11 protein-coding genes are annotated in these 21,414 nt (G+C 54.7%); 2 read left to right on the forward strand and 9 right to left on the reverse strand.

Features of this window, described 5'->3' with window-relative positions; genetic code table 11:
* Window positions 1-76 precede the first annotated feature (76 nt).
* From Enr13x_RS15470 to Enr13x_RS15480, 3 genes are all read right to left on the reverse strand, one after another.
* Window positions 77-5,233 carry a bifunctional serine/threonine-protein kinase/formylglycine-generating enzyme family protein gene (locus tag Enr13x_RS15470; protein ID WP_145387526.1) on the reverse strand — a complete coding sequence of 1,719 codons (5,157 nt, stop codon included), beginning with the start codon at window positions 5,231-5,233 and terminating at the stop codon, window positions 77-79.
* A gap of 226 nt (window positions 5,234-5,459) precedes the next feature.
* Complete coding sequence (locus Enr13x_RS38945) at window positions 5,460-6,317, reverse strand: PDZ domain-containing protein (protein WP_231744317.1); 858 nt, start codon at window positions 6,315-6,317, stop codon at window positions 5,460-5,462.
* 567 nt (window positions 6,318-6,884) lie between these two features.
* Window positions 6,885-7,241, reverse strand: a complete 357-nt coding sequence (locus Enr13x_RS15480; RefSeq protein WP_145387530.1) for a PDZ domain-containing protein — start codon at window positions 7,239-7,241, stop codon at window positions 6,885-6,887.
* Window positions 7,242-7,915: 674 nt separating this feature from the next.
* On the opposite strand from Enr13x_RS15480, the gene Enr13x_RS15485 reads away from it, so the two are divergent.
* Together Enr13x_RS15485 and Enr13x_RS15490 are read left to right on the forward strand one after the other, a co-directional pair.
* A complete protein-coding gene (locus tag Enr13x_RS15485) occupies window positions 7,916-8,356 on the forward strand; it encodes a hypothetical protein (RefSeq protein ID WP_145387532.1) in 441 nt (146 codons plus the stop codon).
* Between the two features lie 849 nt (window positions 8,357-9,205).
* Window positions 9,206-9,811 (forward strand): RNA polymerase sigma factor, encoded by a 606-nt coding sequence (locus Enr13x_RS15490; protein WP_145387535.1) that lies wholly within the window; start codon window positions 9,206-9,208, stop codon window positions 9,809-9,811.
* Between the two features lie 145 nt (window positions 9,812-9,956).
* On the opposite strand, the gene Enr13x_RS15495 is transcribed toward Enr13x_RS15490, so the two are convergent.
* The 6 genes from Enr13x_RS15495 to Enr13x_RS15520 form a co-directional block, all read right to left on the reverse strand.
* A complete protein-coding gene (locus Enr13x_RS15495; RefSeq protein ID WP_145387538.1) occupies window positions 9,957-12,077 on the reverse strand; it encodes a DEAD/DEAH box helicase in 2,121 nt (706 codons plus the stop codon).
* Entirely contained in the window at window positions 12,074-13,393 is a 1,320-nt protein-coding gene (brxD, locus tag Enr13x_RS15500) for a BREX system ATP-binding protein BrxD (protein WP_145387539.1), read from the reverse strand. Before brxD ends, Enr13x_RS15495 begins: the two co-directional genes overlap by 4 nt.
* A gap of 24 nt (window positions 13,394-13,417) precedes the next feature.
* Window positions 13,418-16,735, reverse strand: a complete 3,318-nt coding sequence (locus Enr13x_RS15505; protein WP_145387541.1) for a dynamin family protein — start codon at window positions 16,733-16,735, stop codon at window positions 13,418-13,420.
* Window positions 16,736-17,166: 431 nt separating this feature from the next.
* Window positions 17,167-18,339: a hypothetical protein gene (locus Enr13x_RS15510; RefSeq protein WP_145387543.1), complete on the reverse strand. Its 1,173-nt coding sequence runs from the start codon at window positions 18,337-18,339 to the stop codon at window positions 17,167-17,169.
* Window positions 18,340-18,438: 99 nt separating this feature from the next.
* Window positions 18,439-19,836, reverse strand: coding sequence for a restriction endonuclease subunit S (locus tag Enr13x_RS15515; RefSeq protein ID WP_197456049.1), 1,398 nt, complete (start codon window positions 19,834-19,836; stop codon window positions 18,439-18,441).
* A gap of 83 nt (window positions 19,837-19,919) precedes the next feature.
* Window positions 19,920-21,350, reverse strand: a complete 1,431-nt coding sequence (locus tag Enr13x_RS15520; RefSeq protein WP_145387547.1) for a class I SAM-dependent DNA methyltransferase — start codon at window positions 21,348-21,350, stop codon at window positions 19,920-19,922.
* Window positions 21,351-21,414: the final 64 nt, after the last annotated feature.

The raw sequence follows: 21,414 nt of genomic DNA on the forward strand, positions 1-21,414 counted from the left end.
ATCGACCGGATTGGAAGTTCCAAGCATGATTGCGTTGCTTGTCAGCTATTGATGTCGGAAATTTTCCTTAAGAAATTTAATCACTCCTCCCGCTCCCCTCTGCGGTCGCCGCTCCGCTAGTGCCTTCGCTGTCCGCCTCCGCCTCATGCTTGCCCGGACTGAATGGAACTAGGGCTACACGCAGGCCGATGCCAACGTTGCGAAACTTCGTGTGGAACCATCCGCGGTATGCTGACCGGCAGTCCGCAGCACTGTCGTTCCAGCTCCCGCCACGACAAATCCGGAACGAGCCCGCTGTAGAACCTACAGGTTCGTTTCTTATGCTATTTGGAGGGTACCTATAACGCCAGTCGTGGCACGACTCCACCACGTTTCCGTGCATGTCGAACAGTCCGCCAAAATTGGGGCGGAGTTCTTTCGGAGGATGAGTTTGACGTCCGCTGTTCGATTGGAACCAGCCATAATTGGCGAGCAGTTTTTCGTCTCCTCCAAAGCCGTACATCGTTCGCATTCCAGCTCTCGCGGCAATCTCCCATTCCACTTCAGTCGGTAATCGAAAACCTCGAGCTTCCAGGTTCAGTGGCCAGTTACTCGGAAAGCCTGAGTCGGTATCACGCGGATACTGTGAAGGGTCTAGCTCGGACGGATCGGCATACACCTGATCTTTTTCCGAGAATCCCGCTAGCTTCGTCAGCCAGCGACAAAAATGGACGCTGTCGAACCACGATGATGCCACTTTCGGATGTTCCACACTAGGCATGTATTGGTCATTTCCAAGGTCCCACTGGCCCTGCAATTCGAACTCTCGGCGAGTGATTTCCCGATCCAAGATCGCCACCGGTCGCGTGAGTCTTACGTGTTTGAACACCTCGTCAAAAATGCGATCAGGCTCATCGGTAGGCGAGCCGATGACGTATTCCCCCGGTGGAATTACGACGTACGTTTGATAGAAACGCTGGCTGTGCGCTTCGAAGGTAAGGATGAACCATTCACGATCCGGATCGTATGGACGCCCCGTTTCATCGACTTGACGCACGAGCTCGGTCTGGGCCCATTGCCGTAGCAGCCAACCGGTCGCCCCGTGGATGGCGGAACTGGGGTCGTCACGATACCAGCCGCTTACTTGTTCTACTGTCGGCTGCTTCTGGTCGCTCGGCAACTCATCCAATGTGAACTCACCCAAAGCCAGCAAGAGTCCGAACAGGACGCGGTCTTCGATTCGGCGAGCATTACCACGAAGTACCTGCCGATTTCGATCGGCAAGTTTCAGACATTCTAGCAATTGGGCCGTTGTCACGCCTTCGCCGCGACAACGATGCACAAACTGTGTTAGCGATTCCGGGTCATCGGTGATCCTCAAGGCTGAAAACAACGCTTCATGCTCGCCGAGTCTCGCCAGCGCTGCAGCCGCATTCGCTTGGCGACGAGCGAACATTTCCCTTGACAGTGTTAGCTCAGCTACCGGTAGTTGCCTTGCCGGATCGAGCGGTGAATCGCCAACCGAACTTTTCGAACGATTGACCTCTTCGTTGAGCATGACCAGGGCTTGGTCCCGATGCTTTGCAAATGTATCGAACAGCGCAGTGAACTGATTCGGTTCGGAATCCATAAGCAACTCGAACAATCCATCGACATCATCGCTCAAATAGTCGGCCAGGGTGTCGGTAGCAAAGTTACGAGTCTGCTCGCCTTGACTCTTGTCTCGATAAATGGCGCCTAAATCAGCAACCAGATGCTTTTGCGCCGGTCGCAAAGCGTTGCGCCACGGCAACAACTCCGATGGCATGACGCCCACCAGATGAGCGGCCAAAAAACGCGTAAGATCCCGCGTCTGCCATTGCTCGTTTTCGGGATCAAAACTGGCCAGGGCGCACGCCGCTTGAAATCGCCGTTTCGGCTCCTCGCTCGATTCGAGCGCGATCTCCCAATACGTAAGAACTAATTCCTGCTTGTGCTCAAGCAGAAGGTCGCGGACAAATCCAAACTGCGTGGGCGCGACAGTCAACAATCGTTGCTTGAGAAACGGCAGCACGGACGGGTCGTCAGGCAACATCGCGAGTGCCGCATGGAGTTTGGCGTTGGAATTCTCGGGGGCACCGTCAAACGCCTTGCTCAAGTCGTCCTCAACCAATCGTCGATAGTTGCTCAGATTGCCAATGATCGTTTGGACCTGCGATGTGTCAGCCTGAAACAGTCCCTTTACAATCTGTTTGGCTTCTGCGATATCCAGCTCTTGCTCCTTTTGGGCGATCAGCTCGGCCCGGTTTTTTTGGACTGCGTTTTGGGTGACCACCGCACCCCAAACGACTGCTATCAATGTCGTGGCGATGATCGCGACATGAAACCCATGCCGCTTTCCCGCTCGGCGCATCATTCTCTGCTCTGAAGCAGTCCATTTCGGCTTTTTGGTCAGTGTTCGGATCCGCAGCCATTCGCTCGGCGACGGAAGGTGGCGATTCTCTGGTTTTGCGTCCCACGATGCGGAACGCTGGGAAAGAAGCAACTCGGCCCGCCCGCGATGGGTTTCTCGTTGCTTGCGGGTCAGCCATTCCCTGAGCGAAGGCACCAAGTAGTCATGTGTGAGCTGATAAAATTTTGCGTTGGGATCACTGCCCGATCCGGATTGAAAACCTTCGGGGTCGGTCGGCGTGATCAGACGTAATTCCCCATCGAGAATTCGCATGAGTGTGTTGAAGTCGCCGCGTCGATCTTGGTACCCGCTCACTTCCAACAGTTCTGCGAATGATCGCATGTGGCCCTTGATGTCGCTGCCGACTTCCGGCAGTAGGCTCTTTAGGACTTCGCGAGCCGCCTGCTGATGGAGTCGGTGTGTCGGATTCGCAGCGCGCGAGCTGAACGTTTCTTCCAAAAAGTTGACACCGATGCCCTCTGTGCCGCCGACTTCGTCCCACGTCTTGGGACTCCACGGTTTACCCTTGACCATTTCGACAAACAGGGCCAGACGGACGGAAACGACTTTGTTGTCTTGTGCCAATCCATTTGCAGTCGCCTGGACGAATGCTTCCTGGTTAGCCGCTATTTTTGTGTTGTTCGGCGGCAGTTTGCCGAACGCCTGTCCAAACTTGATCAGCACTTTCTGGGCGTGATCGACGTCAAACAGGTCAGCCGTTGCAAAGTTGTGTCCCTGGATCAGAGGGATGTCCAACGCGTCCATGAACCTGGTCGCGGCCATTCCGAAATCGTCGCGGACCATCATGACGGCTTGTAAGCTCTTTCCATCGCATTGTCGTAATCCGGCAACCAGTTCCGTGTCGCGTTCGGATCGATGGGCGTGAAGCCACTGTTCGAACTGGTCGACGATCACAACAATTTTTCGTCCTTCGACGCGACGCAGCGTCGCGAACGTTTCCGCAAATCCGGACTCTTGATTCAAGTCCGGCAACCACTTGCGAAGTCCGCGCATGATCCGCAATTCCGTCTCATCCGCTGTCGCTTCGACATAGACGGTCACGACGTCCGGAGAGATTCGCGGTAACAAGCCGGCTTTGACCAACGATGATTTTCCACAACCCGACGGACCATAGATCAATCCCACCGCAAAGGTCTGGTCCGGATCAGTTTCCTCTAACCGTTTCTTCCAAAACTGAATAATTTCCGGCAATCCATCGCGAGTGCGGGGACCAGGCAATAACTCCAAGAAGAATTCGGAATCATCCGAGTCAAATGAACGCAGTCCTTTGGGAACAATCGTCTGTTCTGCTGCTTGTTGGTTCTCGCCGGGTTGCCACTGCGACAAATCGTTGGCCAGCGCCGCGGCGCTGGAATAGCGGGCGGAAAGCCGTTTGGTAAGAGCTTTCAGACAAATTCGTTCCAATTCAACCGGAACGGAATCATCGATTTGACGAGGTGGGATCGGATCGGTGCTGATCACCTGGTGCATTTGTTCGTTGGGCGTGCTGCCGCGGAACGGACGCTTGCCGGTCAACAATTCGTAGAAAACGGTCCCCATGGAGAAAACATCGCTCCGTCCATCCAGTCGGTGACCTTCGCCGCGTGCCTGTTCGGGACTCATGTAAGCGGGTGTCCCGGCGATGTTGAGGTTGTCAAAATAGTCTTCCTCACGAATCGCCAGTCCGAAATCGGTGACGTAGGGTGTCGTCGTGGCGTCTTCGATCAGGATATTTCCCGGTTTGATATCACGGTGAATCAGCCGCTGCTGATGTGCATACTCCAGGGCGTTAGCCACCGTCGCCATCAAAATTGCAGCGTCTTTGGGGGCGGGACGTTCTTGCCGGATCACGTCCGCTAACGTTTGTCCCTGAATGTATTTCGAGACGATGTAAATTGATCCATCCTCGGTACGCCCAACATCGTAAACCGGCACGATATTGGAATGATCCAGGCCGGCAACCGTTCGAGCCTCGGCCAAATAGAGATCCGCATCTTCCGCCGATTTGAATCGTTCCGGTTTCGGAACTTTGATCGCAACTTGGCGGCGAAGTTCGGCATCGATCGCCAGATGTACGCATCCAAAGCCGCCCTCGCCAAGAACCCGAAGCAATCGGTAGCGGCCTCGGTGTACATCTCCGACGGTGGCATCAGAGATATACGTTTTCGTCGATTGGATGAATGCTCTTTTAACTGCATCCTGTTCGTCCGGGAAACGATTCAGATAGTCGCTTTGCTGCGGATGCTGACCATGCTTTCGCCGCCACCAATCATCGAGATGGATCAATTCCGCCAACGCGGTCGAGCGAATCGGAAGTTCACATTGATCAACGTACGATTCGATCCGTGGCGAATCGCCTTCGTTTTTCCAAGCTTGTTCAAATGAATCGCAAAGGTCGTCGAGCTGGACTCGGTTCGCCACACGCGGAAGATTTTGTTCCCCTTCGTCAATTGTCGGGGCATTGCCGTCGCGAGAGGTGAGTTTGGCGAGTGACGTGTGAAGCGAATCGCGAATCTCTGGAAACCGAGTCGCAAATTCGTCGACACTGAGAGATTCGCCGATGCTTTGGCGGATTTCAAATTCGCTGACAACGAGCCGCACCTTGGAGTCGGCTTCATCGAAAACCTCGGGACAGCGTGCCAGATAGTCTTCAGCAATCAGCGGAGTGTCCGTTTGCCAACGTCGCCTCTGATCAATCGAGATAATCTTCAATCGCTCTTCGGATGGAAGATCCGTCTGGCGATTAAGAAACTCAAAGACGTCTGGCACTTCAGTGGCCGAGTCCCACAACGACTCAAATTGTTGGGTTAAGTTGGATTCCATTTTTTCCGTTGGCTGACGGGACAGAGTCGATGCGGAGATGATCCCGCTTTTGAATCCGTCCGATTATAGCCAACTCACAACATCGTCAGTTGCGACCAAGAACCGTCGCAGCCGCGAGTTTTCGCAATGTCTTAACGCATCGCTGAACGCCGTTATCGCGGGCCGGCGTTCAGCGGTCCAACATTGTAGACCGCTCAACGTAATCGGAAACGTCGATTTGGATCGTTCAGTTCGGCCAACTGAGTGTCCTTGTACCGGATCCGTAAGTATTGGCCAAAACGATCTGGTAGCGTCCCGCCGGGTTTTGATTATGCGCGATGAGTGATTCGGGGCTGGACATTGGGATGCCATTCAGCGAAACAATCACGTCGCCCCGACCGATTCCGAGTCGACCTGCGATCGAGTTTGGATCGACGTCGCCCACTACCAATCCGCCGTAGCGATGCGGTCTGGCCTGAGTCACTCCAAACGGCAGACTACCGCCGGCTTTCTGTGAAGCGGTTGAAAGCACAATCATTTGGTTTTGGCGTTGAACCAGCAGTTTAATGGAACCGTTGCCCATACGGGTGGCCGTCATTGCCTCGTTATAAGTCCGCACCGGCCGATTGTTGACTTGCATGATAACGTCGCCGGCCCGGATCCCCATGCGTTCTCCTTCTCCTCCTCGGAAAACTTGCCGCACAAGTCCACCGTCATTGATATTATCAAATTCTAACCTTATATCCAATTGCGGCGGTTCCACATCGGGCAATGCAGGCCGTTGTGATTGATGCATCCCGCTGTTTCGGGATGCTGGTTCGTCGGAGGGCCGAGGCACCCGTCCGATCACCGCAAAGTTTCCTTTGGCGACCCAAACGGTGTCCCCGTAGAACGAAATCATGACTTCCCCCTCGCGTTCGGCCAACGCGGTGAACTCTTCGTTGGCTGATACCACGATTGGACGAACCCCATTTTGTGTCGGCATTTCAGCGACAAAATCCCGAACGACAATCAAACGGGGAACGGTGGTTTGCTCGATCCGTTGACGTTCCATTTCTTCCAGTAGTTGCTGCTCACGCTGCGCTTGCTGGTGCTGTCGTTCCATGGCTGCTCGCTCCACCATGACCAAGTCATCATGGTGTGATGCGACGCGACGAACGAGCTCGCCGATTTTTTCGACGAGTCGCTTCTCGTTTTCCCTCAAAGAGCTGACTGGTGCTCGTCTTCTGCTTTGGAAAACCACCCATGGTTCTCCGCCGTGCAATTGAACACCGGCGTAGGCTTCATAGACTTGACGGCTCTTTCCATCCGTTCCGAGGTAGCTCCAACCCCGTGTTTGAGTTGCTTCCAGCAATTCTTCCGCGTCGCGAATCGCGTTTCTTGAGACTCGGGAATTGATCAAATCGTTTGCTTGTTGTTCGGTCCTGGAGTCGAATGCATTCCGTTGGCCAGACGCCGACTGCGCTCGAAGATGTCCTGCGAGGCACAGAGTCGTGATGGCGGCGAAGACAACTGATTTAAGAAGGTTTGTAGACATCGGATCGTTCATTCCCTGGGAAAACTGCCGTTCACAACGTTTTCCTCCGTCGTTGATTCGGCTAGGTGTTTAGTGGGAGCCATCCGTGTCTCCAAATACGAAAACATTCAATCTTGTTTCGACGAGCTAGGCGAATTACCGCATCACCACGTCGTATCGTTGGCCGCTCGGTCGCTCAAAAGTGAGTTGGCCTCGAAGCCCGTTGAGTACGAGCGAAGCGGTCGCAACAAAGCGTGAGAGCGGGCTCTTCAAATTGACGCCGTTGACACCGATGACATAGTCACCCGGTCGAACTCCGTTTCGCTCCGAAAAGCTTCCAGGATGGACATGCAGAACGAGATAGCCCTTGCCCGGAACAAGGACGGGATTGATCTTGCAACCGAGCGAGGAAGAGGATGCCGGTCCGCCGTGTCCCGAATTGCCGACGCCGTGTGCGTGCAGATTGGGCTGAGGATACGGCTCGTGGTATGGCCCCCTGGGGAATCCGTGCATCGCACCTGGATACCTTGGTTGTGAAGGGACTTGAATCCAATGCCCTGGATACCCGTGGTCTGGCCGACCATAGATCGGCTGTGTTACCCGCGGTGGATACCAACCATGGTGCTCAAAAGTCGGCTGGGGAAACGCAGGCATGGGGTAAAAACGCGGCGGCAACTGCGCTTGCGACGTTTGAACGCCGAAAACGGCAACGAGGATTGGCCCAGCACTGACCAAAAGACGAATTGACTTCATTGGATTTCTCGGGATTGGCGGACGAAAAAATGTCGTTCGCATGACTACCGAGTGAAGTCATTCAGTTCCGCCAAAAATTTTCTAGAAATCTTGATTCGTCTGTCAATAGAGCAGTCTTCTCCAACAGAGTCCGAGCTCTTACACGGTGTTTCAACGCCGAAATGTCCTGGAAAAAGACACCTACCTGTCGACCGCGGACGAATGGCACAGGGACAATGTGCCGACGACTCGTCGTTATTCTCACGGGCAAGCGGCCAGTTTTTGCGGTTGATGCCGCATTATCGAATCTTCCAAAAAGTTTTTCAGTTTTTGAGTGGCGGATCTCGGCGAGTTGCCTCGGTAGCCCTCCAGTTTGTTTGCCGTCGTCGATTCCACGCTTCCGCGAAATACGACGATGCAATGAGCACCAACCGTCATGCATAAGGAACTGGAACGTGAAATTTCTATCTGAGATTCGTGGTCGGAACAGCCAACGCAAACCTCGTCGAGGCCTGCTGGAGCGAAAGTTCATGGTGCAAACGATGGAGCAGCGGAGTTTACTTGCCGCGGACGTTTCATTCGATTTTCAATCAAGAGAGCTCCGCATCACAGGTGGCGATCTTGCCGATCACGTTGACATTCGCGACTTAGGAAACGGATCTGTTCGAATCAGTATCCAATCGGAAGGAGCGGGCGCTGAATCCTTCGAATACCCATCCAGTGCGATCAGTTGGGTTCACTTCAAAGCCCTCGGCGGGAATGACGAATTTCGAAATGTTTCCGAGCTGCCTTCGTTGGTGCACGGCGGCGAAGGTTCTGACGTGTTACACGGCGGTTCGAGTGTGGACGTGTTTTTCGGCGAAGCCCCTCGGTGCAGGGATTGGTGTCACAAATGAAGGTGTGGTGCTTGAGGGACAGTTCGGCCCACTGCAAGTCGAATTGTCCTGGTTTGAAGGGGAGGGGATCAAAGCGAGCTTAGACACTTCAGAAGTTCCGACGGTTCCGGAACTCTTGGGGCGTCTCCCCAAGATCAAATGGTAATAAGTTCCAATGACCGAGGTTAAGTAGTCAGCTCCATCAAGCAGTATTGCGAGCCGTCATGGCCGTACCCGCCTCCAGGACCTGCGCGGCATTAGCGTGGTCCACTAGGGCGAGCGCCTGGAGCTCGGTTTCGAAACGGGCGTTGCTGTTCGGCAATCCAGTTCAAGTAATCCTCCACAGTCAGCGGGGCGTCCGAGAGCGACCGATGCCTTTGATCGGTGAGCAAGACCTTTAAGCGATCTTCGAACGAAAGAACCGTGTGCTGGGCTAAAAAATCAAAGACATCTGGAGCTTGCGTCTCCGATTCCCCAAAGTGATTCAAATTCGTGAATCGAACTGAATTCAATTTGTCATGCAGCAATAGAGTGCGAGAGTTGCGGACCAAGTCCCAGATGCGAGAATTCGCGAGTATACCTGAGGCGGCTTCAGTAAATCGAGTCGAGCTGAATTGCCGGTGAAATCTGCAGCGACACTGATCGACGAATCGGAGATTTCGCCAAAATCTTCTAGGTTGCTGGTTCTACGGCACTGCCGCACGGTCTGATTGGTACCCCAACCTGTTTTATCCACCGTTCGATTAAATCCATTTCAATAGGGTCCGGTGACACAGGCCAACTGAAAAAAAATGATAAACTGGGAACCCAGTCAGCGAAAAGTTTTAATTTGGCTACCCACACCGAGATGCTCGTACGAGAGGTCGATCAATGGATGAAATGGGATCTGTTAGCATTTGGGTTCAGCAGCTGCCTGACGATGAAAGAGAAGCCCAATCAAAGATTTTTGAACGCTATCAGGCGCAGCTAGTCCAGTACGCTGCGAATCGTCTGCGTCAAATGGGCGTTCGCAGCAAGGATGCGGACGATATCGCGCAAGAAGTCTTCCTCGGTTTGTTCTGTCGCTCAGCCGCCGGAAAAATGCCAGATCTCAATAACCGAGATCAACTTTGGTTAAAGCTTCGTCGAATCTGCGGCGATCGGGTCAAAGACGCGAGAAGAAGGCGAACGCTCGCAACAGAATCTGTTTTTGGTCTCGGCGAATCGCAATCTTCGCTTTCGCCACTTCAAGCAAATCTCAGGCCGTCAGAGGATTTGGAGTCTTGCCTGATCGCGGTCGAGCATTCCCTTTTGAAACGCAAAATGGAAGAAAAGCATCCCGATCTCCCGGTGATTGCTTCGCTGAAGATGCAAGGATACACCGTCAGCGAAATCGCATCCAAGATAGACGCCCCCAAGAGGACAATCGAACGCCGACTTAGGTCGATTGACGAAATTTGTAGGCAGTACCAGCAAGCAGAACCAGAGGCAACTTAAGCGATTGCTTCACCAAAGGTGATTTGTGTCAGCGGAAGACGCATCCATCCGGTTGCTGGATCTGGATTGCTCGTTTTCAATGTTTTCAGGCAAGAGCTTGAATGCGAACGACACTTGAAAACTTTTGCGTTAGAAATATCGGAGTTCAGTCTGCTGACGAATACCCAGTGACTACTGATACGGATTGTGTAGCGATTGTTCTTGCAACTTCGGCATTGCGCAACCGGTCTTCGAGGACTTGGTTGGCCATATCGCGTGGCAGGCATTTGCTGAATTTGAGGCCGTCGACGGCTCGGTCGCTGATTTCCGGGCGAACTTCGTGGAAGTTGATGTCTCTGAGCGTTTTGATCGCGTGCTCCACCTCGTCCAGCGATTTGGAGAGATCAACCGAGATCTTCAAACCATCGCTTTTGATGTCGACGGCCATCGTTTGCTGAAGTGCAGCGGACAGGGTTGCATTGCCTTGCGTGCCCGCGAAGGTCCACCATTCCACTCGATTTTCATCACCCAGTGTTAACGTTGATCCGTCTTGCTTGAGCCAGGCATGATCCATTCGCATCTCGAGCATTTGGTCGACGACACGTTGTGACCACCAGTCTCGGCGGAAGTCTTGGGTCAGGATCGCCTTGTAGGATTGGCAGAGCTCGAATCCGAGATGCGGCCCCAATCCATACCATCGGGATCGGCCGGACGCTTGAGCCGCTTCGACGTAAGCGACCTTGCGTCGCCAATCGATGTGGTTCACTTTCCAGGACCGGCCCGCAAGCAAGATGTACCACGGCGGCTCACGCTTTTGCGCGAATGTCAGGGGATCCACATAGCCAACATCCTGTCGTCCGTGCCGAACGGTGAACAATGGTGGGGTGCAGAACACGGACACCAGATCGATGAAATTTCGGCGACCATACTCATCGTCACCTGCACGTCCCATCGAGATCAAACCCTGATCAGAAAAAACAATTTCTTCATCAATCATCCAGTTCAACAGTTCAGAAAGTTGCCCTGCTGCGATCCCCGAGTAGGCAATGATCTCTTCCGAATGGTGAATCAGATCGGTCGCAGGGCATCCATTGGATTGCAAGGTCAAAGCGAGCATCTGTTGGGCCGCGATATGGAGCGGCGACGCCGGCGCCAAAGCGGGCTCGACATAACCCGATCGCCACAGTTCGATCAATGCTGCCGCTCTGGCCATCGATGGCAGTTTCGTCGCCAGGAACAGGCAATTCCGAGTCGTGCCGTCGCGTCGACCCGTCCGTCCCATTCGTTGCAGGAATCCGGCAACATCGTTGGGTGCCTCGATTTGGATCACCTTGTCGAGCGATCCGATATCGATCCCCAGTTCCAGCACGCCGGTCGCGACAATGACGCAGTTACTTCGCTCGGCAAACGCCTTTTCGGAAAGGAGCCGCTGTTCGCGGCTCAGCGATCCGTGTGTCACAAACGCATCGACATCCAATTCACGCAACTCGTTGCCGAGTTCTTCTGCCTTGCTGCGGCTGTCGATGAAGACCAATCGCTTTTGACCACGTTGGAGTCGAGAAATCACGGTCGCGGCGTTACTGATACTGCCCACATAGTCCAACGTGACGTCCGCGTGATCGGACGCTTCCGCCGCCTCGGGCAGATAGATGCGTTGTGTCCCGGTGCATCCGACCGTCAGCCATTTCATCAGGTCCTCTGGATTGCCGACTGTTGCCGAAAGCCCCAATCGCTGCATTTCACGGCCCGCGACTTCGCGGATTCGGTTCATCACGAACAGCAAATGCCAACCGCGATCGTCGCCCGCAAAAGAGTGGATTTCGTCAATTACGATCGCTTGAACACCGGACAGGAACGCTCGATGATCCTTATTGGGCGAAATCAGAATCCCCTCCAGAGATTCCGGAGTCGTTAGCATCACGCTGGGGGGATCTCGCAGCATCTGGTTCTTCTGCGAGACCTTGGTGTCGCCGTGCCAGACACCGGCTTCGCGACCGATAAATCCCGTGTACTGCGTTACCCGCTCGTGCAAATTATTTAACAGGGCGCGCAGGGGACAGATGTAAAGAACGGACAATCCGCTCCAGTCCTCGTTTGCCATGCGGGTCAGCAATGGAAACAGCGCAGCCTCTGTTTTCCCGCCGGCGGTTGGGGCGAGAATAATGTGGTGCTGTCCCTGAACGATGCTCGGAATCAGATCGTCCTGGAACGGACGCAGCTCTCGCCAGCCCAGGGCGTTGACAATGTGATGCTGAATTGCCGGATGAAGCTGCTGAAAATTACTCACAATTCCAGCTCGATGTCGTCCACGTGGTCGGCCGATGCCGCTTGCCGTTCGACGGCCGTAAGCTCCGACTCATCAATTGTCAAGGCGTAGTGTTCCCGAGGGTTGAAATCGGAGAACTGATCGATTCGATCCAATACATCGGAAACCAGTTTTTTCAAGAAGACTCGTGGTGCAATCCCAACTTGGCCTCCCAGTTTGCCGGCAACGGCGTTGGCCAGATCACCTACATATTGGTCGTCGCACAGTTCTCGAATTCGATCGGGTGCATCCGCGTGCGCTGCGTAGATGTCCCGAATGCGGACACCAACCGCAACCAATCGCTCCTGATCAAACGCGGGCAATCGTATTTGCGGCGCACGCGGATTGTCAAAGCGAGCATCCGTTTGGAAATCGACATGCAACCGCTGAGCCAACGGTTCGAGTCGTTTAATCCCTTGGGGCCCCTCATAGAACGCGGTGGTGCCGGTGATTAACAGGTAAAGTCCTGGGAATCGGCCGCCATCGATTTCGTCGATCAGTTGTCGCAGCGCGTTCAGGCTTTTCTCGCGAACATCACTTCGCATCCGTTGGACGGTCTCGACTTCATCCAGCACGAGCAGAAGGCCGGAATATCCGGAATCTCGCAAGATCGTCAGTACGCCCTGCAGACAGGTCAACGCGCCGAAATGGTCGATGTCACCCTTGATTCCCGCAAATCGTTTTGCCGCGGCGGCCACATTGGGTTGCCCGGACAACCAGGCTGCGATCCCATCGGCAGTCGCAAGCGCGTTTTCTGATTGTGCCTTGCGATATCCGCGCAAGGCGAGACTGAAGGTCTGCGAGTTTTCTCCCAACGATGCAAGACGCTGTTCCATCAATTCGTTGGTTTTCGACACGAGCATCGATTCGTCGCTCTCTTTGATCGCGCCTTCGGCCAGCAGATCTTGTTCCAGCGTAAAGAACCACGAGTCGATCACATTGCGAAATGCGCCGTCCGGTGTATCCGATGTGGCCAACCGCTCGTTGATTCGCCGATAGACCTTCTCGAGCCGATAGAGCGGCGTCTCTGTTTCCGAGATCTGGACTTCAGACGTTGCGAACCCTTTTCGTTTTGCCTGCTCGGCCATCCAGCGGGCAAAGAAGGTTTTTCCGCAACCGTATTCGCCTCTCACCGCCTTGAACACCGATCGACCGCTTTTGACATCGGTGAATTCTTGATCGATCGCATCGTGGAAGTGATCCAATCCAACGGCAAAGGCATCCAGGCTGCTTTTGGGGACGGTACCGCGGCGTAGCGCGCTGATGATATCCAGTCGTCTCTGTTTGCTTAAGCTCATGGTGGTTTTCCGTATGATATTCCGCTAGAGCGAGAATTCCTGTCGCATCAGTGTTTCGTTCAACTCAACCGAATCCGATGTCCTTTCGGTTTTGAGAATCTGTTGCCCATCCAAGTTCAAAATTCGCTGGACCGCCGGGAGCATTCCACGCAAACGGAAGGCGGGTACACCGATCCGCTCCGCCAGAGCCGCCAACGTCATTTTCCCGTGGTGTTCGATCAACGTCGTCAGGATGCGTACGACGAGTTCATCGGCGGGCGCTGACCGGCCTGCTCGGTCCTTTTGCACCAGATAGGTCGTGGTTTCGCACAGGTCTTCCAGCCCATGAACTGAATCGGACGAACCAGCGATATCTATGGCCTCCGCCGGTGATTCATCTACGGGGTCCAGTGTCGTCTCAATCGCAGATTCAACCGCCTGCTCCGGGGCATCGTCCGAATCGATCGGACCTTCCACCGTCGGTAATTCGGACTCTTCTTGCGATTTCTCGATCCTCTCGGGCTCATGAACCTCAGGTGTTGCGTCGGCTTCAGCGGCTCCGGCTGCGACGGCGTCGACCGGCGCTTCCAAAGCGTCCGCGGTAGCGGCGTCGATGATCTCCGATTCAGCAGTCTCCACGACCAAATCGCCCACTTCGGAGAGCGCATTCCAAAGCAGCAGGACCGTTTCCCGAATTCTCTCCATTTGCTCGACTATTACGTCACGCTGAGCCGTTTTTCCAATCTCTCGCAGCCGGGACACCGATTTACGCAGTTCTCCCGAGGCCGAGTCTCCGTACTGCTTCATTGAAGCGACCGTTTTGGATTCAAGACCGCCGACAGCCCCAGAGATCATGCCAAACACCTTCGTCCACATCGCTTGAAGGTTTGCTCCTGCGCCGTCGCATAACTTCGTCCGCATCCGCTCCTGGCACCCGGTCCCGCTTTCCCTCGCCACGACGCGGTAGGTCTGTTCCATTAGTTCCTGGATCGCCTTGTAGGCGGGTTTGCGGATCGATTCCACTTCTTGAATCGCGACGTCAACTTCCCGCCGCAACTCGTCCAGCTTCGATCGCGCGATCGTCGAGATGTTGGTGACGATGGAGTCGATGGCTTCCGTTGCCGCGGGAACGTCGGTTCGAGACGCAGCCGAATCCAATTTCACCAGCAACTCCGCCGCGACATCATCCGCAATGGTTTGAGTGCTGGAACGGATACAGGTTTCGCGGTAGGTCGTCCAACTAAGAATCAAGTCGTCGACGAACAGTGAACAGATATCCTGGTTAAAATCCATGAACTTTCCGTTGCTGGTCGTGTGGACGCCCGATTTGCGGCAAGCAGCCTTGATCGAGTTCCAGTAGTAGCTTCGCCATTTCGATTGACGCTGCGAAAGTAATCCGTCAATGGAGGCCGCAGTGTTCTTCAGCTGGCTTGTGATTCCTTGGGATGAATCGACTGCCTGGTCTTTGAAAGAGCGAATGCCCTTGGCGACCGATTTTTCCAGCCAGGGGACGATGGTCCGGTCGATTTCGTCAACCAGTTCCGCTATCGCTTGGCTTCCGCCGCTGAGTTGCGCTTCAAGTGTTGTCCATTGCTGGCGAAAAAAGCGGACCAACCGGTCCACCTCCGTTTCCAATTGGCGTTCCAAATCGTTGTAGTAAAAATCTGCCAAGTACTTTTCAGCCAATTCATTTGTGAAATCTCCCAGGCCGGGAATGCCAGTCGCGTTCTTGTCGCCATTGAAATGATTGATGAAGTGGCGTTTTTGCCGGACGAGTCCCTTGAATCGCCCCTCGAACGCTTCGTAAGCCGGCGCTGAGACGAAGAACACCTTGATCCCATCGATTCGTTTAAGCATCTCCTTTCGTGTGTTCTGCTGCTCTGGCGAATTACCAGCGGGCAAGAGTGGCGAGGCGATCCGGCGGAACATTTCTCGATAGGATTCCGTTTGCTGCTGTTTGTGAAGCTCCAACGCTTCGCGAAATAACCGCTCTTGCGCTTCTTCATCATCCGGGGCCGCTTGCGACTCATCAAAGTTCGGGTGGACGGCATCCAGCTTGGTCTTAATGATGAATAGATGCTGCTTTGACTGTTCCGTCGCTTCCAGGAAATCGCCGAGCACGCTGGAGTTGCGGAGCCAGGATTGGATATCACTACCAAGATTACTATCGCTGGTGCAAATAGCGACCGCCTTCGCGGTTTCACGCAAACGGTTGGTGATTGCCGTACGCTGCGGATCCGTGTCGTTCGTGCCGGGCACGTCGACCAGCCGCAAATTGGGATGCCAATTGGGGAACGGCCCACTGATTTCACATTCGTCGACGATCGTCCAGTAGATGTCTTTTGTCGAAAGATATTTCTCGACGGTTCGTTCCATTTGCTGCACGTCATTAGACTTGGGCTTGGCAGTTTGCCCTAGCAATCGGCACACCGAATCTGGAATTTCCGCGGTATAAACGGCGCGAATCAGCTGATCAGGCGCCAGGTTTGGATTGATGTCAAATAGCTGAATAAATCGCTCAAGCGTGGAATGGAGATAGTGGGGATCATCCGGCTGCTCATCACCCATCATCTTTTTTGCGGTCCGCTTCAAATAATCGAGTGCGTCTTGAACCGCTTTTTCTCGCTCCCGCTCAAGGCGTTCTTTCTCGATGAACTTGATCGTAAACCCCCACTGGTCCTCCCGTTTCATGCTGACAATCGAAGCGGTACACGGTTTAACGTCGGACGTGGGCAGCATCGTACAGCCGGCGAGGGCATTGAGCAGCGTGCTCTTGCCGTGTCGGCTGGGCCCCAGCATCGCGACGCTGATTGCCGGAACCTTCTCCAGTTCCGAATCGATCTCATCAAGCGACCACTTCAGTCGTTCGATGGCCTCATTCGCGCCATCGATTTTGCTGGCCGAACTGACAAACTCCGGTTTGCATAGCGACTCGTAAATCCGGCCAATTCGTTTTTCAATCGTGGCGCGACGGTCGATATGAGGGGAAGAAGTCCCCTGCCAAGACGGGACCGGAGGGAGCGGCTTTGATTTGATCAGTTCCGTCGGTTTGACGTCGGCGGGTTGTCCGGAGGTTTCCGGACTTGAGCTTTCCGATTGTGACCAGGGATTCGATGACGACACACCGGTTGCGGGCGTGGGTGGAGTGGCAGGGGAAGCCGACTCAACTTTGGTCAAGCTCTTCCGTAGCGGTTGATCGGAAAGGCAATACCATTCGTTGTCATCGTTCTTCGCCACACGACCAGCGAGTGGGCCGTACAAGAGCCGATCGACGGTGGAAAAATCCTCACGAATCCCGTTGGAGATCTCCCGAGTGAGCGCCAACGGATGACGTTCCAAATAATCTAGAATCTTGTCCGCCAATGCATGCTCGTTTTTGCTCCACCCAACGCAGACGGCGCATTGGTCACCCCTAAGGCACGGTCCACAGACTTTGCGCCCGCATGTCTTACAAGTTGGTGGAACAGGTGTCGTGTTTCCACACGATTCACATTTCACAATTTCAAAACTCACTTTCTTGGTCCCAAACGGGTCGTCTCGTGGTGTCTAAATGAAGTTGCATCTTCGATTGTCTCGCCGCTACCTAACGGATGCTCAAGGGGCATCTTCGGCTGCGGGGGGCGGCGCGGTATTGATCAACCATTTCGTCAAGCGACACTTGGTGCTCAAAAATCGGCTTTCAGGCTTGTCATCTCAGCAATGCGAGTACCTTGTGGATCGCCAATTGGCACATGCATCTGAATCGTTTTCGGGTTTAGTGGGAGTTCATTTCGTCGTGACTACTTCGGCCCAGTTTAGTAGTTGGGAGGGATCGCCGAAGGCCAGTCAAATGCCATTGCGCCTTGGTAAAACTCAGCCTTCATCCATGCTAGATCGTTTAGCCAGTCCACAATCGCTTGCTCATATCTGGCGGCGTCAGATCGATTGACCGTATTTTCAATGTTCTGAACGATGTGTGTCGCGATTCGCTCAAGTCGGGCTCCAGAGCCGCCGTGGCCTTGTGCCCAGTCCTCCATGTACCTGGCCGATTCGACAACGGGCAGCACGTTGGAGCGAAATGCAGCCGACAAGATCGCTTGACGTTCCTGGGCGTCGACCCCGCTCTTTCCGACATGGTATCCCATGGTATGTAGCGGGGATTCGTCCGCTCGGTCGAAAGTCGACGCAGACGACGAGGCGATCGAGCGATCAGCCCGAACGAACGCTTTCACCCACCCCGCCCATCCTTGAGAAACGTAGTCAAGCGTTGGATGGCCTGCTCGGAAAGCGCTGAAGACGAAGGCTTGGTCCTTCGCGTCGATTGTCTCAAATGGATCCGGTTGACCGGCCAAAACCGACAGAAACATTTCCTGAGAATAGAAGCGAAGGCAACGTCCGGTCGCATCCTCGATCAGATCATCAATTTGCTGTTTGCCCCAATCATTCCGACCGCAGACGACGACTTCTGTATTTTCAGAACTGTCATCAATCGCCACGTTTTGGCTGGCCAAAAACTCAACAAAATCGTTCAGTGTGAATGGCCCCGTCCCGACCAGCGCAACGGAAAATGCAAACCTCGAGGCGGGGTTCGCCTGGAAAAAGCGGTTGCGCAGTACCGGACAATTGACGAGCGTACGTGCCGCCGCGGGCAATTCGGATAATACCTCTTCGCAAGCGAACGAGAAATCCATTTCCTGCACGAGAGCAAAGAATCCAAGGTCGATCAGTTGCTTCTTCGAAGCCCCCATCGCGGATAGCACCTTTCCGAATTGCTTACGCGCAGCGTCGTCATCAATGCCTTCGGAAATCGCTTTGGCGTAGTCTTCAATGAACGTCTTATTCAGCAGACCGCGAACCGATTCACTCGGCTCCATTTCGTCTACCACTCTGGACCACCGCCAGCTTCGCTCGGGGCGAGTCTCGTCCTCGTCGAACTCCCAGAGGTATGAGATATCGTCCACGACAATTTCAATTTCATCGGGAATCATTTGAGGACTCTGAGGACAGTAACTGCCGTTGCCTTGTGCCGGTGCTGGCTGATTGATATCTCGATCCGGGCGTTAGTGAATTTCTGTGGTACCGACCGCTCATGTGCCAGCCGAAGATCTAGATTTGGCCTTAGATTTCTTCTTTGGAGTGTCCGCTTCACGAGCCGCCCGGATACGCGCAAGCAGTTCCGCCGCCGGTTCGTCATTCGGATTCTGCGGGACCAACTCGCCGCGGAACGCTTTCGCGAGTATCGATTGGTCGAGTTGCGTCAGGGCGGATTCCGACCCTTGTAGCATTGCCGACTGCTCTTCGATCGTGTCAAGCATCGACTCGACGCGATCAACTATTTCGTTTTGTTCCTGGGTCGGAGGCAAGGCTATGTGAAACGCGAGGACTTCGGAGAAATAGACAGTTGGGTTCGATGTGGAACCCTTAGCGAACCGTCGCAGTCCATCGTACTCGGCGAGCATCAGATACATGAGAAACTTGGGATTCACGTCCGTTGGCAGCACCCAACCTACGAAGTCCTGACTAGTCGCCATCTCCTTGCCGAGTATCACAGAGTAACCAATGGAATTCGTCGTCCGTGTAACCAAGACTGTTCCAGCAGGCAGCAATCGTGATGCGGAATTCGCAAGTCCGAGTTTAGTTACCTGCTGGTACGTCTCGTCAATTACACGCCCGTTTTGGTCACGTGCGTCCTTGATGCCGATCCAGGGGACACCTCCGTTCCAGTATTCGGGATGCTTCCGACTTGGCGTGTGCCCGGTCACCAGTCGAGCGATCCGAGTGAGACGCGTACAGAACCATGTCGCTGGGAGGTCTTTCCCCGTCGGTCCGACGGACAGTCCGCTATCACCTTCAATTCTGTTTGGAGTTGCAGACTTCGCGCGTGCTGGCGGCGGTGGCTCTGGTATTCGCGATACCATTTCGCTGGCCGGTTCGACATCGGGATGGGCCGCTCGCCAGTCGGCCGTCAGGCGGCCGCTGAAGGCGGACCGCAACACACTCTGACGGAACTGTTCGAGCAACGGCCCCACTTCCGAAAGCGCCTCCCGGGCACGTGAACTCCGGGCTTGAAGCGACTCGATCGCAGTGACGATGCGCCGTTGTTCGGCGAGGGGAGGGACTGGAACCGAGACGTCGTAGAGTTGCCTTTGATTCACTTTTGGAAGCACGACGCGATTGCCTGCTTGGTTCTTAACTGCTGCGAGGAAAAAATCGGAGAGCATGTAGCGGAACAGGTAACGAAGTTCCAGCGGCGTCGAGATGGGATACATGTCGGCGCTGCACAGACCTTCGAAGTCCGCAATGATGACCTTCGATAGGTAAGGTCGAATCTTCGAGTAGACGATTTGACCAGGAAAGAAGTGGTTCTTGTTGCTGGTGACGCCATCTTCGGCGATCGTCCGGTAATCGAGTAGACGGCCGGTTCCTTTTCCTATGTTGTCGGGTGCGATGTGCGGATGGTCAGGAAAGTCGACTGGTGCAACCAACTTGGAATCGATTGAGGCTACATCCCTAAAGTGGGCCCAAATCCAACTTTCTGGAAGACTCGGCAACGCGCCGCTTCCGTCACTCATACTCCTGCCTCCTCACCTTCCAGCAAGGCCGTTAGCGCGTCCATCTCTTCCAACGCCGTGGACAACCGCTCGCGGATCATCGCCGCAATTTCTTCCGGTTCCGCCAACTCGTTATTGCCGGCGCCGTCGTCGTCTTTCAGCCAACTGATGTCTAGGTTGTCGCCCCGCTCGGCGATCGCCTGTCGCTCAAAGCAGCGGAAGCGGCCTTCCTCTCCCTGGTCCTTGCGTTTGCTGGTCCCATCGGACTTCTTGCCGTAGCACTTTTCGAACTCGGCGAAGTGTTCGACCGTCAGCGGCGTGCGTTTGCCGAAGGCCGGCATGTTGGTCCGTAGGTCGTAGACCCAGGTTCGCTTGGTGTTGCCATTGTCCGTTTTGCCACGGGTAAAGAACAGCACGTTGGTCTTGACGCCTTGCGCGTAGAAGATGCCCGTCGGCAGTCGGAGGATCGTGTGCAAGTTGCACTTGTCCATCAGGTCTGCGCGGATCTTGGTGCCGACGCCTTCTTCGAACAGCACGTTGTCGGGCAACACTACCGCTGCGCGGCCGCCGGGTTTGAGGCCGCGATAGATGTGCTGCAAGAACCCCAATTGCTTGTTGCCGGTGATGAACGTGAAATCGTCGCGGGTCGGGCCGCCGCCGCCACGCTTCGTCCCGAACGGTGGATTGGTCAGGATCACGTCGGCCTTGCAAAGATCCTTGCCCGTGTCGCCCATCGTGTCCCCCGCGATGAACGTGCCGTCCATGCCGTGCAGCATCACATTCATCATCAACAGCCGGTGCGTGTCGTCGACCAACTCGATCGCGTAGAACGCCTTGCGTTTCTGAAACTTCTGCTCCTCGGTGCTCAGGTCGAACAGATCGTCGGTCTGTTCCTTGATGTACCGATCGGCGTGCGTCAAAAATCCACCCGTGCCAGCCGCCGGGTCTTGGATGATCTCACCGTGTTGCGGCTTGATGCAGTGCACCATGCACTCGATCAACGGCCGCGGCGTGAAGTATTGCCCGGCCCCGGACTTCTTCTCGGCCGCGTTCTTCTCCAACAGGCCCTCGTACAGGTCGCCGAGCCCTTCGCTGCGGGCACTGTACCAATCGAGGCCGTCAATGTCCGTCACCAGCTTGAGCAGGTTCTTGGGCTTCTTGAGCGACGAGTTGGCGTTGCTGAAGATCGATTGGACCCGCCCCTTGGCCGACGTGCCCAGGTGGACCAGTTGCTCCCGGTAAAAGTTCAGTTGCTCGATGCCCTCTTTGCCGACAAGGTCGTCCCAGCGGTAACCCTTGGGCAACGCCCCTTCCTCGTTGGTTTCTTTCATCATTTTCAGAAACAGCAAGTACGTCAGTTCGGTCACGTAATCCTGGTACGTGATGCCGTCGTCCCGCAGGACGTGGCACATGCTCCAGAGTTTGGCGACGATGTCTTGGGTGTTCATGTTGGTTGGTCGATCCTTCGGGAGATTTTGTGGGGTAAGCTTCTAGCTTGCCGTGGGGACTGGT

Origin of the sequence: Stieleria neptunia (assembly GCF_007754155.1) — a bacterium.
Taxonomy (GTDB): Bacteria; Planctomycetota; Planctomycetia; order Pirellulales; family Pirellulaceae; genus Stieleria; species Stieleria neptunia.

Excerpts from the sequence above, each read along its gene's own strand:
- Enr13x_RS15470 (WP_145387526.1), bottom strand. The coding sequence starts at position 5,233 with ATGGAATCCAACTTAACCCAACAATTTGAGTCGTTGTGGGACTCGGCC.
- Enr13x_RS38945 (WP_231744317.1), bottom strand. The coding sequence starts at position 6,317 with ATGGAACGACAGCACCAGCAAGCGCAGCGTGAGCAGCAACTACTGGAA.
- Enr13x_RS15490 (WP_145387535.1), top strand. The coding sequence starts at position 9,206 with ATGGATGAAATGGGATCTGTTAGCATTTGGGTTCAGCAGCTGCCTGAC.
- Enr13x_RS15480 (WP_145387530.1), bottom strand. The coding sequence starts at position 7,241 with ATGCACGGATTCCCCAGGGGGCCATACCACGAGCCGTATCCTCAGCCC.
- Enr13x_RS15510 (WP_145387543.1), bottom strand. The coding sequence starts at position 18,339 with ATGATTCCCGATGAAATTGAAATTGTCGTGGACGATATCTCATACCTC.
- brxD (WP_145387539.1), bottom strand. The coding sequence starts at position 13,393 with ATGAGCTTAAGCAAACAGAGACGACTGGATATCATCAGCGCGCTACGC.
- Enr13x_RS15520 (WP_145387547.1), bottom strand. The coding sequence starts at position 21,350 with ATGAACACCCAAGACATCGTCGCCAAACTCTGGAGCATGTGCCACGTC.